This is a genomic window from Brevundimonas sp. (genome assembly GCF_031082345.1).
GTDB lineage: Bacteria > Pseudomonadota > Alphaproteobacteria > Caulobacterales > Caulobacteraceae > Brevundimonas.
On the sequence record NZ_JAVHLH010000053.1, the window covers coordinates 1 to 13,227 of the forward strand.

Sequence of the window (13,227 nt, forward strand, 5' to 3'; positions counted from 1 at the left end):
CAATTCTCCGGTCATCGCCCCCCCGGCCATCGGGTCGAACAGCGGCGGCTGCGGCGCACTGGCCGACAGGCCGATGAGAAGGGCGTTGAAGGTCACCGCGAGGTCGCACCCGAGTTCAAGGCGGGCGTCGCTCTGGAGGCCTTCTTCGACAGAGATGAGCAGGCTGGCGTAGGTCATGGCGTCTCCTCCCGACCATACAAGACCGGCCCGGACCGACGCACCTTGATACGGATCAAGGCCTCGCCCGTGTTAGGGTGCACGATCAACGTATTTCCGAGGTGGCCCCGCATGATCCGACTCCCTCACACCCTGGCGCTGCTGTCCGTGCTGGCCGCCGGTTGCGCCGCCCCCATGGTCCAGGAAAGCCCGCCTCCGGCCGCTGCGGCTTCGGCATGGCGGCTGGAGTCGATCGAGCGGGGCCGCGCCATCACCGCCCGGACCTGCGCCGGCTGTCACGCCGTCGGACGCACCGATGTCAGCCCGATGCCCGACGCGCCCGCGTTCCGAGACGTGGTCCGCGAGCGGCCGCTCGACGAGGTGGAGACCGCGTTCGCGGAAGGCCTGGTCACCGCCCACCCCGCCATGCCCCGGTTCACCTTCCGGGCCGGCGAGATCGACGACCTGATGAGCTATCTCGACTCCCTGAGGGCGGAGCCGTGACTCGCGAGGCCGGCCGGTCAACGGGCGAGATCCGCCCCATCCACGACCGGGCGGTCGAGGCTGTCGCCGCCCTGCTGGAACGGGAGCGGCTGATGAGCGTGGCGACCAACCGCCCCGACGGGTGGCCCCAGGTCACCACCGTCGGCTACATCGCGGAGGGTCTGCGCCTCTATTTCGTCGTCGCGCGGAACAGCCAGAAATTCCGCAACCTGCAGGCTGACCCCCGCATGTCCGCAGCCATCCGGGCCGGGCACGGCTCCGGGGGCGACGCCGTCGGCGCCAGCTTCGCCGGCGTGGCGGAAGAAGTCACCGACCCGGCCGTGGTGGAGAGGCTGAACCAGCAGGTGATCGCCCGCTTTCCCGATGTGCACATCTACTGTCCGGGCGATGTTTCCGTCGCCGTCATGGCCTTCAGCCCCTCCCTCGTCACGCCGGTGGCGGTCATGGACGGTCGCAGCCACGCCGAGACCTTTGCGATCGGCGACGGGCCGGCTCCCCCAAAGCATCCGGAGACCCGCCTGTTCTGAACGGGATTGACGTCGATCAACGCGAACCCCGCCGGAGGGCCGTATCTCCGCACTGAAGGAGCCATCGCCATGAGCCTCAAGCATATCGTCGCCATCGCCGGGGGCGGCCCCGAGGATCTCCAGACCCTCAGTTTCGCCGCCTGGCTCGCCGCGCAGCATGACTCGACGGTGGATATTCTGCCCGCCTACCCCGACACCGCCATCGACATGGTCACCCTCGGGATGACGCTGGGCGCCAGCCTCTCGCGCCAGGCCATTGAGGAGCTGGCGGCCGCCGACCGCGAACTGCACGGCCGGGTCGAGGCGGCGGCGCGCAAGGCCGCCGGCGCCGCGGACGTGGTGTTCGGACCGGGCGAGGGGGCGCCCCGGATGGTCCTGATAGAGCGCGGCCTGCGCCCCTCGCTGTCGCTGGCGCGCGCCGTCACCCTGTCGGACCTCGTCGTCATCGGTCAGAACTATACGACCGGGGCCGGACGCGACGGCGAGCTGCTGGGCCAGACCCTGCTTCACCATCGCGCCCCGACGCTGATCGCGCGCGGCGAACCGGATTCCCTGGCCGGGCCCGCCGCCATCGCCTGGGACGGCAGCGCCCAGGCGGGCCGGGCCGTGCGAAGCGCGCTTCCGCTGCTGGCCATGGCCTCGGGGATCCACATCCTCCAGTGCGTCAACAGCCTGGACCGGCTGACTACCGATCCCGACATCGACCGCCTCAACGCCTATCTGAAGGCCCACGGCGTCGGCGTCGGCGTCCCGGTCATGCTTGAGGGCCCGGATGAGGGCGCCGTTCTGGCCGCCGCCGCGGCGTCACGGGGCGCGGGCCTGTTCGTCGCCGGCGCCTATGGTCATTCGCGGCTCAGGGAGGTCGTCTTCGGGGGCGCGACCCGCAGCTTCCTGAACGACGCCGAGGGGCCCAGCCTGTTGCTGGCCAACTGACCCGTGCCCGGCCTCGCGACGGCGAACCTGCCCATCGATCCAACGGTGATTCCCGCCTTCGTCCTGGCGATGGTGATGGTCGAACTGACGCCCGGGCCGAACATGGGCTATCTGGCCATGGTGGCCTCGCGGCGCGGTCGGGCCGCGGGGCTTCTGGTCGTCGCCGGCGTCACCCTGGGTCTCGTGACCTATCTCGCCGTAGCGCTCTACGGGCTCACCGAGACGCCGCTCCGTTCCCCGGCGGTTCTCAACACCCTGCGGTGGGCGGGCGCGGCCTATCTGGTCTGGCTCGCGCTTGACGGCCTGGCGGGCGACCCGAACCGCATCTCGGTCCCGCTCGATCGGCGTTCGGCCAGCGGGCTGTTCGCGCGCGGCGTCATGGCCAATCTGCTCAACCCCAAGGCGGCCCTGTTCTACATCGCCGTCCTGCCCGGCTTCCTGCGCCCCGAGGTCGGGCCGCTCGCCCTCCAGATCCTCATCCTGGGGTCGACCCACATCGTGATCAGCGTGGTCATCCACAGCGCCATCGTCCTCGGCGCCGACAGGGCCGGCCGCCTGCTCTCGGTCGGACGCCGACGCGTCCTGCATTTCGTACTGGCGGTCGGCCTGATCGTGTCGGCTGTCTGGCTGGTCCTCACGCCCTTCAATGGAAACCTCGCCTGATGACTCCTGTCCTGACCTTCCACGGCGCCGCGGAATGCGTGACCGGCTCGTGCATGCTGCTGGAGACCGATCAGGGCCGCTTCCTGATCGACTGCGGCATGTTTCAGGGGCCGAAGACGCTGAAGGCCCTGAACTACGAGCCGTTTCCGTTCGACGCGTCCTCGATCGACGCCGTCTTCCTGACCCACGCCCACATCGATCATTCGGGCCTGCTGCCCAAGCTGGTCCGGGCCGGCTACCGCGGTCCGATCCACGCCACCCGCGGGACCCGCGACCTGTGCGAGGTCATGCTCGCCGACGCCGCCGAAATCCAGGAGAGCGAGGTCCGCCACCTCAACCGCCGGAACGCGCGGCGCAACATCAGGACCGTGGAGCCGATCTACACCACCGCCGACGTCGACCCCACGCTGCGCCTGTTCGAGACAGTCAAATTCCGCGAGCCTTTCCTGGCGGCGCCGGGGCTCGAGGTCACCTACTGGCCGGCGGGACACCTGCTCGGCGCGGCGTCGATCGAGATGCATGTCGCGGACGGCGGCGACGGCGTCCGGCTGCTCTTCTCCGGCGATCTGGGCTCGGGCCGGCAGCCCTTCCTGCCCGCTCCGGACGGTCCGACCGCCGTCGATCATGTCGTGCTGGAGAGCACCTATGGCGACCGCGAGCGGATCGACCCCGACCTGGACGTCCGTCGGGAGGCGCTCGCCGAGGAGCTGCGGCTGGCCAAGGCCGCAGGCGGACCCCTGCTGATGCCCACCTTCGCCGTCGGTCGCGCCCAGGAATTGATCCTCGACCTGCTGGCCGTCATGGACGCCCGGCCCGAACTGGCCGGCGAGATATTCCTCGACTCGCCGCTCGCCATCGAGGCCACCGAGGTCTTCCTGCGCCGTGGCTGGAACCCCGACACCCTGGACAATCCCTACGCCTCGCTGCGAACGGCTCCCCGCCTGCATCATCTGATGCGGCCGCAGGAGAGCGACGGACTCGAGCGGCTCAGGGACTGGCATGTCATTCTCGCCGGCAGCGGCATGTGTGACGCCGGCCGCATTCGCCGCCATCTGAAGCGGCTGCTGTGGCGCAAGGAGACGACGGTCCTGATCACCGGCTTCCAGGCCGCGGGAACGCTGGGACGCTACCTGCTGGAGGGCCGTTCCATGATCCGGATCCAGGGGGAGGATATCCACGTCGGCGCCCGGATCCGCTCCCTCGACTCCTACTCGGGCCACGCGGACGCGACAGGTCTGGTCGATTGGCTGGGCGCCCGCGCGCCGGTCGCGGGCCATGTGCTGCTGGATCACGGAGAGCCCGGGGCCCTCGCGGCCCTCGCCGCGCGTCTGGAGACCTCCGGCTATCGCACCCTGTCGCCCGCGATCGACCAGGCCTTTGCGCTGTCGAAGACCGGCGCCGAACCGGTCCGGCCCGGGTCCGGCCGGCTTGCGCCGGGGCAGGCGGCGCGGCCCGACTGGCACAACGACCGCGCGGCCTTCCTGGTCGCCCTGAACGAGACCCTTCAGGCCATGCGCGGTGACGATGAACGCACGGCCTTGCTGGAACGGCTGGCTGGAGGGCTCGCCCCGCCGAAGGCGCCGGGATAAACGATGCGGGAGGTCAGTGGGCGGTGTAGCCGCCGTCAATGACCAGTTCCGATCCCGTGACGAAAGCGGCCTCGTCCGAGGCGAGATAGACCGCGCCCCAGGCGATATCGTCGGGTTCGCCGATGCGGCCCAGCGGGTGCAGGGCGGCCGTCGCCCGGCGGCCCTCTTCCAGATCGCCCTGGCCCGAGAGATGGGCCTCCACCATCGGCGTCCAGATGAACCCCGGGTGGATCGAGTTCACGCGGATCCGGTCGGGCGCATAGATCATGGCGTCGGTCTTGGTCATCAGCCGCACCGCCCCCTTGGAGGCGTGGTAGGGCGGAACGTCAGGCCCGCCGACCAGACCGTAGATCGACGACAGGTTGATGATCGAGCCGCCGCCCGCCTGTTTGAGGTGGGGGATGGCGTGTTTGGTGCAGAAGAAGACGCCCTTGACGTTGACCGCCTGGACCCGGTCCCACTCGGCCTCGGTGATCTCGTGCGTGGGCTTGTTGACCCCGGCCACCCCGGCGTTGTTGACCAGAATGTCGATGCGGCCGAAATGCTCGATGATCTCCTGCATCGCCGATTGCACCTCGCGCTCGCTGGACACGTCGCAATGCCAGTAGGCGACCGGAAGGTCCCGCGCCCTGAGCATCTCGATCAGTTCCAGGCCCTCGGCGTCGAGGACGTCCAGCAGAGCCACGGAGGCGCCTTCCTCCGCCATGCGGATGGCCGTGGCCCGGCCCAGCCCCACGGCGGCGCCGGTGATGACGGCGACCTTGTCAGACAAACGGTTCATGGCGCGGCTCCTCCGGCGATAGTTGCGGATGTCGGGCGGCCCGGGTTCAGGCGGCGGCGAGTTTCATCAGTCCGCCGCGATGCCGGACGCGGAAATGGCGGCAGCCGACGAACTCGACCACGCCATCGGCCTGAAGGCGTCCGAGCATTCGCGAGATCGTCTCGATGGTCAGTCCCAGATAGTCCGCCATGTCCTGCCGGCTCATCGGCAGGGTCACCAGATCGCCCCGGAAGCGGTCGGCCATATCCAGAAGGAAGCGGGCCACGCGTTCGCAGGCGGTGGCGCGGCCGAGCAGGAGCATGTGCGTCTGGGCCCGGGCCAGCTCCATCGCCGTGGCGGCCCAGACGAGTTTCTCGACCCGCCCCGGTTCGAAGGCGACCGATCCGGCCCGCTTCACCACCATGACCTCGCAGGCGGTCAGGGCTTCCGCCGAGAATCTGTGCGCCGGTCCGGTCTCGACCCCGAACACGTCGCCCTCGTAATAGAAGTCCCCGATCTGTCGCCGTCCATCCGCGAGCAGATGGCTGGTGCGGATCGAACCCTTCACCACATGGTAGATCAGGTCAGCGGCCTCTTCCTGGCCGTAGATTTCCTCGCCGGGGGCGAAGTCCATTCTTAGCGCACCGCTCCAGATATCGCTGGCGGCGGAGGGAATGCGAAGCTCACTGTCGGGCAAATCGATCGGCGTCATGTCAGCCTCCCTGTCGAGGTCGAAAGGGTTAAGCCCGGAAGCCGCAATGGAATATTCGGGAGCTCCCCCTAGGCGTCCTTCCCTAAGGAGAACACCGGAGGCGCTGATATGGTTTCGTCCCGCACGACGCTGTTCGATGGACCCGGCGGCGACCGACCACAGGGGAGCGTCAGATCTCGGCGACGGCGGCGGCGAGATGCTCTCCGACCGTCTGCGCATGGCGGAGCAGGTCGGGATTGTCGATGGCGCTCATCGAGGCGGCCGGATCGACGGCGAAGACCTCGACGCCGGCTTCGGTCTGTTGCACCACGACATTGCAGGGGAGCATGACGCCGACGTGCGGCTCCATCTTCAGGGCCTCGTGAGCCATCACCGGATTGCAGGCGCCCAGAATGCGATAGGGGCGGAAATCGACGTCGATCTTGGTCTTGAGCGTCGCCTGGACGTCGATCTCGGTCAGCACGCCGAAGCCGTGCTTCTGCAGCGCGGCGCGGGTGCGCTCGAGGACGGAGTCGAAATCGGCCTCGATGGTCCGGGCGGTGAAATAGGTCATGGAGTCGGCTCCTTGGGTTGGTCGCGATAGAGGTCGCAGAGAAGAGCGATGACCCGCGCGGCGGCCGGATCGGCGATGCCGTAGTAGACCGTCTGGGCCTCGCGACGCGGGGCGATGACGCCGGCGTCGCGCAGGCGGGCGAGATGCTGGGAACACGCCGACTGCGACAGACCGACGTAGCCGGCCAGATCGCCGACGGCGCAATCCCCGTCGGCGAGCCGGCACATCAGCATCAGCCGCTGCTCGTTGGCGAACAGACGCATCAGCCGGGCGGCCGGGGCGGCGCTGGCCTCGAGCTCGGCCAAGGCGGCCGCGTTCGGGGTGGGGAGGGCGTCGGTCATGGCGTCTCTTCCGCGGGTGCGGGTCCGGCCAGGGGCCGGCCGTCATCCTTCAACGCGATATAGATGGCCGGGATCACCAGCACCGTCAGAATTGTCGAGGAAATCAGGCCGAACAGCAGGGAGATGGCCAGACCCTGGAAGATCGGATCGAACAGGATCACCGCCGCTCCGATCATGGCCGCCAGGGCGGTGAGCAGGATCGGCTTGAAGCGGATCGCCCCGGCCTCCAGCAGCACCTCGCGCAGGGGACGTCCCGGCGTTCGGGCGTGGCGGATGAAGTCGACCAGCAGGATCGAATTTCGCACGATGATCCCCGCCAGGGCGATGAAGCCGATCATCGAGGTGGCGGTGAAGGGCGCGCCGAACAGCATATGGCCGATGACGATGCCGATCAGGGTCAGGGGGATGGGCGTCAGGATCACCAGCGGGATGCGGAAATCCTTGAACTGGGCGACGACCAGAACATAGATTCCCAGCAGGGCCACGCCGAAGGCGGCGCCCATGTCGCGGAAGGTCACCCAGGTGATCTCCCATTCGCCGTCCCACAGCACGGTCGGGACGGTCTCGTCGGTCGGCTGGCCGTTGAGACGGACCTCGGGACGCGGCAGACCCTTCCAGTCGTGGTCCTTGATGGCCGCGTCGATGGCCAGGATGCCGTAGATCGGGGCCTCGAACTGGCCGGCCAGCTCGGCGGTGACCATCTCGGCGGCGCGGCCGTCGCGCCGGTAGACGGGCCAGCTGGCCAGCTCACGGCGGGCCTCGACGATCTCGCCCAGTTCGACCAGCCGGCGGCCGCCGTCGATCGTGGTCACGGCCACGGGCATGACGGCCATCTGTTCATTCCAGGTCCGGGCCGACTGGGGCAGGCGCACGGCGATCTCGACCGGCGTGCGCTCGTCGTCACGCGCGGCGTAGCCGAGGATCTGGCCGCCCATGACCGCGGCGATGGAGTCGTGCACCTCGCGCTCGGACAGGCCGAAGCGCTCGATCATCTCGCGGTCGGGGATCAGGCGCAGCACCGGACGGCGAACACCGTAGCTGTTGTCGATGTCGACCACCGAGGACTCGGCCCGGAACAGGGTCTCCAGCTCGGCGGCTACGGCGCGGCGGGTGGCGGGATCGGGCCCGTAAACCTCGGCCAGCAGCGTGGCCAGCACGGGCGGTCCGGGCGGCGCCTCGACCACCTTGATCGACGACCCGGCCGGCAGCGGCAGGTCGGCCAGACGGCGGCGCAGGTCCAGGGCGATGGCGTGGCTGGTGCGCTTGCGGTGCTCCTTGTGCGCCAGCTTGACGGCCAGATCGCCCTGTTCGGCGCCCGCACGCAGGAAATAGTGGCGCACCAGGCCGTTGAAATTGAACGGCGTCGCGGTCCCGGCGTAGCTCTCCAGCGACTCCACCTCGGGCAGGCTCTGGGCCACGGCCGCGGCCCCGGCCAGGGTGCGCTCGGTCGCCTCCAGGCTGGTCCCTTCGGGCATGTCCAGCACGACCTGCAGCTCGGACTTGTTGTCGAACGGCAGCAGCTTCACCGGCACCGCCCGGAAGCCGAACATCGACATAGACAACAGGGTGGCGACGCCGACGACGATCAGGAAGGTCCAGGCGCTGCGGCGCGAGCGGATCACCGGCGTGGCCACCTTGCGATACAGGCGGCCCAGCATCCCCTCGCCGTGCTCGTGACCGTGGCCGCCGGCCAGGGTCTTGCGCGCCAGTCGGATCATCAGCCAGGGCGCGATCACCACGGCGACGAAGAAGGAGAAGACCATGGCGGCCGAGGCGTTGACCGGGATCGGGGCCATGTAGGGGCCCATCAGGCCCGAGACGAACAGCATGGGCAGCAGGGCGGCGACCACGGTCAGGGTGGCGACGACGGTCGGGTTGCCGACCTCGGCCACGGCCTCGACGGTGGACTGGGCGCGGCTGCGGCCGTCGTCCATGGCCCAGTGCCGGGCGATGTTCTCGATCATGACGATGGCGTCGTCGACGAGGATGCCGATCGAGAAGATCAGGGCGAACAGGCTGACGCGGTTGATGGTGTAGCCCATCAGGTTTGAGGCGAAGAGGGTCAGCAGGATGGTCGTGGGGATGACCACCGCCGTCACGCCCGCCTCGCGCCAGCCGATGGCGAAACCGATCAGGATGACGATGGAGATGGTCGCCAGGCCGAGGTGCATCAGCAGCTCATTGGCCTTTTCGTTGGCTGTCTCGCCGTAGTCGCGGGTGACCACGACCTCGAGGCCGTCCGGGATCAGCGTGCCCTTCAGCGCCTCGACCCGCTGCAACACCGCATGCGAGACGACCACGGCGTTGGCGCCCTGGCGCTTGGCCACCGCCAGGCTGACGGCCGGGGTCCGGCTCCAGCCGTCGCCGACGCGGGCGTAGTGGGCGGCGCGGGCCTGGTCCTCGCGCGGGGCCTGGACGACGGTCGCCACGTCACGCAGGTAGACGGGCTCGCCCGCCATCGAGCTGACGGTCAGCAGGGAGGCGTCCTCGGGCGTGGCCAGCCGCTCGCCCGAGCGCAGGGCCACGGCCTGGCCCTGGTCGCGGAAGGCGCCGGCGGGGAAGCTGCGGTTGGCCTGGGAGACGGTCTCGAGCACCGAGGACAGGGCCACGCCGCGCGCGGCCATGCGGGCCGGATCGGGCTCGACCCGGATCTCGGACGGGCGGCCGCCGACGATGAAGGTCAGGCCGACATCCTCGACCTTGCCGACCTCGGTGCGCAGGCGGGTGGCGACGTCGTACAGGGCCTGGTCGCTCCAGCGCCCGGCGGCCCCGGCGCTCGGCGTCAGGGTCAGGACCACGGCCGGGACGTCGTTGATGCCCCGGGTGACGATCTGCGGCTCGGACACCCCGGTGGGGATGGAGCCGTAGTTGGCGCGCACCTTCTCGTGGACGCGAACCGCCGCGTCGTCGGGGTCCGAGCCGACCACGAAGCGGGCCGTGACCATGACCTGATCGTCCTGCACCTGGGTGTAGACGTGCTCGACGCCGTCGATGCTGCGAACGATGGCCTCCAGCGGCTTGGCCGCCAGTTCGGTGGCGTCGGAGGCGCTCAGCCCCGGCGCCGCGACCATGATGTCGACCATCGGCACGCTGATCTGCGGCTCCTCCTCGCGGGGAATCGACATCAGGGCCATCAGGCCGACGGCGATCGCCGCCAGCAGCATCAGCGGGGTCAGCGGCGAGTTGAGCGTGGCTTTCGTCAGCCGTCCGGACAGACCGAGGTTCATCGGGCGCGCTCCCGAGCCGCGGGTTCAGGGGCCAGAACGACATTGCCGACGGCGAGACCCGACAGCACCTCGACTCGGTCGCCGCTCACGGGGCCGCCCAGCTGGACCGGCGCCTCGCTGACGCGGCCGGCGCGGTCGACGGTGCGCACGAAATCGATGCCGTAACGGGTGGAGACGAATCGGCGGGGGATGACGAGCGCGCGCCGTTGTCCCACTGGCACCTGGACGGTGACCCGCTGCCCGACCCGGTCACTGCCCAGGCCGGCGACGGCGATGTCGGCGGTGGTCTGGCCGGCGGTGGAGGCCGGATAGACCTGGGCGATGGTCCCGGCGCTGACGCCCGGCAGGTCTTCGGACGAAACGACCACGCTCTGGCCGACCCGCAGGTTGCGGCCCTGGGCCTCGGGCAGTTCCAGCCTCAGGACCAGCGGCCCGGCGGTGATGGTGGCGACCGACTGCCCGGCGCTGACGACCGAGCCGGCGGGCACGTCGGCGGCGAGCACCCGACCTGATGTCGGGGCGAGAATCCGGCCCTGGGCGCCCGTCTCGGCGCTGGCCGAGCGTACGGCGCGCGCCGCCCGGACCTGGGCGTTGGCGGCCTGGGAGGCGGCGAGCGCCTGGTCGAGCCGGGCCTGGGCGTAGATGCCTTTGTCGAACAGGGTCTGGATGCGCGACAGGTCGGCCCGCGCGCGCGCGGCCTCGGCCTCGGCGGCCGCGACCTGGGCGCCGTAGGCCGCCGTCTCGAGGCCGACCCGGTTGTCGACGACCATGCCGATGACCTGGCCCTGGCGCACCGTGTCGCCCTCGCGCACGTTCAACTGGGTGAGCGTGCCGGGAATGCGGGCCCGGGCCTCGCCGAGATCGCGCGAGGCGACCACGGCCGAGGCCGGCTTGACCGCATCGATCAGGGCTTCGGTCACGGTCAGGCGCTCCCCCCGCGCCGGCGCGGCAGCCGCCACCTCGGGCTCTGCGCCGCAGGCCGACAGCCCGCCGGCCAGGAGGGTGGCGGCGGCGAGGGCGGCGAACAGGGCCGGGGGCGTCTTCATCGGGGGATCGTCCTTATGTAAGCTTGCGCTAATATTAGATGATGCTAATATGATTGCAAGCCTGAGAACTGTCGACCCGGCGACGCTCTCCGGCCTTGATACGGATCAAGGCGCGGCGAACCGGGGGGCGCAGGATCAGGCATCGACGACCGTCCTCGAAGGAGACCGCGCATGGACCGCCCCACCATAGTCATCCTCGGCGCAGGCCTGGGCGGCGCCATAGCCGCCTATGACATCCGCCACGCCCTTGGCGACCGCGCGCGTATCGTCATGGTGTCGAAGGGCGACATCTTTCACTTCACCCCCTCCAACCCGTGGGTGGCGGTGCACTGGCGCAAGCGCGAGGCCATCGAGGTCAGCCTGCCGGAGGTGATGAAGCGCAAGGGCGTGGAGTTCATCAACGTCGCCGCCAGCCGCATCCGGCCCCACGAGAAGGGCATCGACCTGGTCGACGGCCGCGCCCTCCACTACGACTATCTGGTCATCGCCACCGGTCCCGAACTGGCCTTCGACGAGATTCCGGGGCTTGGCCCCGACGGCAACACGGTTTCGATCTGCCATGTCGACCACGCCGTGCACGCGGCCGAGGCCTTCGACCGGTTCGTCGAGAATCCCGGTCCGATCGTGGTCGGCGCGGTCCAGGGCGCGTCCTGTTTCGGCCCCGCCTACGAGTTCGCCATGATCCTCGACACCGAGCTGCGCCGCCGCAAGCTGCGCGACAAGGTGCCGATGACCTTCGTCACCTCCGAACCCTACATCGGCCACCTCGGCCTCGACGGGGTCGGCGACACAAAGGGCCTGCTGGAAAGCGAAATGCGCCAGCGGCACATCAAATGGATCACCAACGCCAAGGTGACGGGCGTCGACGCCGGGATGATGCATGTCGAGGAGGTCGGCGAGGACGGCGCCGTCAAGGCGAACCACGACCTGCCGTTCGCCTATTCGATGATGCTGCCGGCCTTCCGCGGGGTCGACGCCGTGCGCGGCGTCGAGGGCCTGACCAACCCGCGCGGCTTCGTCATCGTCGACAAGCACCAGCGCAACCCGACCTGGCCGGACATCTTCGCCCTCGGCGTCTGCATCGCCATTCCGCCGACCGGGCCCACCCCGGTGCCCGTGGGCGTGCCCAAGACCGGCTTCATGATCGAGAGCATGGTCTCGGCCATCTCGGCCAATCTGAAGCAGATCCTCGACGGCGAGGCGCCGACCTTCGAGGCCAGCTGGAACGCCATCTGCCTGGCCGATTTCGGCGACGGCGGCGTGGCCTTCATGGCCCAGCCGCAGATCCCGCCGCGCAACATCAACTGGTCCGCCAGCGGCCGCTGGGTGCACACCGCCAAGGTCGCCTTCGAGGGCTACTTCCTGCACAAGGTCCGCAAGGGCCAGGCCGAGCCGCTCTATGAGAAGCTGGCCCTCGACCTGATCGGCGCCCACAAGGTGCGCCGCACCCCCACTTCCACGTCCAGTCAGGAGCCGAAGGCATGAGCCTCGATCGCGCTGTCACCTTGTTCGCAGGATTTATGGTCCTGCTCAGTCTGGCCCTGACCCACTGGGTCCACCCGGCCTGGGTGTGGCTGACCGTGTTCGTCGGCTTCAACCTGATGCAGTCCTCGTTCACCGGCTTCTGTCCGGCGGCCAAGATCATGCAGCGGCTGGGCGTGCGGCCCGGCCCGACGATCCGCGCGGTTCAGCCCACGCCGGTCTCGCGCGACGTCGGCTCGGGTCCTGCGACGCCTCTGTAACCGCCGGCAGAAGGGACGATGGTGGGTGATGTAGGGTTCGAACCTACGACCCGCTGATTAAGAGTCAGCTGCTCTACCAACTGAGCTAATCACCCGGACCAGTCGTCGGGCGGGGCCTCGCAGGACCGCGCCGGTCCACGGCCTGCAACAGGGGGCAGGCCGGGGAGGGGCGTATCTAGTGGCGATATCTGGCGCGAGCAAGGCGTCGGGCCGCCGTTCCGGTTTGCGGCGGGACGGACTAGACTGACGGCCGCGGCCGTCCAGGCCCGGCGGCGGGGGAAGAGCCATGGCGATCCGGAACCAGGGGCGTGCGACGGGCGGCGAGGCCCTTCGCTGATGGCCCGTCGCGATCTGTCAGGGGCGGTCGATTTCACCGTGCTGGAGCGGACGACCGGAGGCGACGACACGGTCAGCGAGGAGGTGCTGGGCCTGTTCGCCCAGCAGGCGGCGATGTGGTCGCCGATGCTGGACGTG

General features: G+C 69.6%; 13 protein-coding genes, 1 tRNA gene and 1 pseudogene. 8 read left to right on the forward strand and 7 right to left on the reverse strand.

The genetic code is table 11. The features are described 5' to 3' along the window. Positions 1-288 precede the first annotated feature (288 nt). From RDU12_RS05340 to RDU12_RS05360, 5 genes are all read left to right on the forward strand, one after another. Positions 289-660, forward strand: a complete 372-nt coding sequence (locus RDU12_RS05340) for a c-type cytochrome (RefSeq protein WP_300292590.1) — start codon at positions 289-291, stop codon at positions 658-660. After that, positions 657-1,187, forward strand: a complete 531-nt coding sequence (locus tag RDU12_RS05345) for a pyridoxamine 5'-phosphate oxidase family protein (RefSeq protein ID WP_300292588.1) — start codon at positions 657-659, stop codon at positions 1,185-1,187. The genes RDU12_RS05340 and RDU12_RS05345 overlap by 4 nt, the downstream gene beginning before the upstream one ends. 69 nt (positions 1,188-1,256) lie before the next feature. Further along, positions 1,257-2,120 carry a universal stress protein gene (locus RDU12_RS05350; RefSeq protein ID WP_308684218.1) on the forward strand — a complete coding sequence of 288 codons (864 nt, stop codon included), beginning with the start codon at positions 1,257-1,259 and terminating at the stop codon, positions 2,118-2,120. A 3-nt stretch (positions 2,121-2,123) separates the two neighbouring features. Continuing rightward, positions 2,124-2,783 (forward strand): LysE family translocator, encoded by a 660-nt coding sequence (locus RDU12_RS05355; protein ID WP_300292834.1) that lies wholly within the window; start codon positions 2,124-2,126, stop codon positions 2,781-2,783. Next, positions 2,783-4,372: an MBL fold metallo-hydrolase gene (locus RDU12_RS05360; protein ID WP_308684219.1), complete on the forward strand. Its 1,590-nt coding sequence runs from the start codon at positions 2,783-2,785 to the stop codon at positions 4,370-4,372. Before RDU12_RS05355 ends, RDU12_RS05360 begins: the two co-directional genes overlap by 1 nt. A 13-nt stretch (positions 4,373-4,385) precedes the next feature. On the opposite strand, the gene RDU12_RS05365 is transcribed toward RDU12_RS05360, so the two are convergent. The 6 genes from RDU12_RS05365 to RDU12_RS05390 form a co-directional block, all read right to left on the reverse strand. After that, complete coding sequence (locus RDU12_RS05365) at positions 4,386-5,153, reverse strand: SDR family NAD(P)-dependent oxidoreductase (protein ID WP_300290780.1); 768 nt, start codon at positions 5,151-5,153, stop codon at positions 4,386-4,388. Positions 5,154-5,199: 46 nt separating this feature from the next. Continuing rightward, a complete protein-coding gene (locus tag RDU12_RS05370) occupies positions 5,200-5,766 on the reverse strand; it encodes a helix-turn-helix domain-containing protein (RefSeq protein WP_300290778.1) in 567 nt (188 codons plus the stop codon). Between the two features lie 247 nt (positions 5,767-6,013). Further along, positions 6,014-6,397, reverse strand: a complete 384-nt coding sequence (locus tag RDU12_RS05375) for a DUF302 domain-containing protein (RefSeq protein WP_300290776.1) — start codon at positions 6,395-6,397, stop codon at positions 6,014-6,016. After that, positions 6,394-6,738, reverse strand: a complete 345-nt coding sequence (locus tag RDU12_RS05380) for a helix-turn-helix transcriptional regulator (protein ID WP_300290773.1) — start codon at positions 6,736-6,738, stop codon at positions 6,394-6,396. The genes RDU12_RS05375 and RDU12_RS05380 overlap by 4 nt, the downstream gene beginning before the upstream one ends. Continuing rightward, positions 6,735-9,965, reverse strand: a complete 3,231-nt coding sequence (locus tag RDU12_RS05385) for an efflux RND transporter permease subunit (RefSeq protein WP_300290772.1) — start codon at positions 9,963-9,965, stop codon at positions 6,735-6,737. The genes RDU12_RS05380 and RDU12_RS05385 overlap by 4 nt, the downstream gene beginning before the upstream one ends. Then, entirely contained in the window at positions 9,962-11,011 is a 1,050-nt protein-coding gene (locus RDU12_RS05390) for an efflux RND transporter periplasmic adaptor subunit (RefSeq protein WP_308684220.1), read from the reverse strand. Before RDU12_RS05390 ends, RDU12_RS05385 begins: the two co-directional genes overlap by 4 nt. 171 nt (positions 11,012-11,182) lie before the next feature. Between RDU12_RS05390 and RDU12_RS05395 the strand changes: the two genes are divergently transcribed. Both RDU12_RS05395 and RDU12_RS05400 read left to right on the forward strand, forming a co-directional pair. Further along, positions 11,183-12,496, forward strand: a complete 1,314-nt coding sequence (locus RDU12_RS05395) for an FAD-dependent oxidoreductase (protein ID WP_308684221.1) — start codon at positions 11,183-11,185, stop codon at positions 12,494-12,496. Next, positions 12,493-12,753 carry a DUF2892 domain-containing protein gene (locus RDU12_RS05400; RefSeq protein WP_308684222.1) on the forward strand — a complete coding sequence of 87 codons (261 nt, stop codon included), beginning with the start codon at positions 12,493-12,495 and terminating at the stop codon, positions 12,751-12,753. The genes RDU12_RS05395 and RDU12_RS05400 overlap by 4 nt, the downstream gene beginning before the upstream one ends. 19 nt (positions 12,754-12,772) lie before the next feature. Here the strand turns inward: RDU12_RS05400 and RDU12_RS05405 are convergent. Further along, a tRNA-Lys gene (locus RDU12_RS05405) sits at positions 12,773-12,848 on the reverse strand. Positions 12,849-13,089: 241 nt separating this feature from the next. Here RDU12_RS05405 and RDU12_RS05410 point away from each other — a divergent pair. After that, positions 13,090-13,227: pseudogene (locus RDU12_RS05410) on the forward strand (Hpt domain-containing protein); the annotation flags it as partial.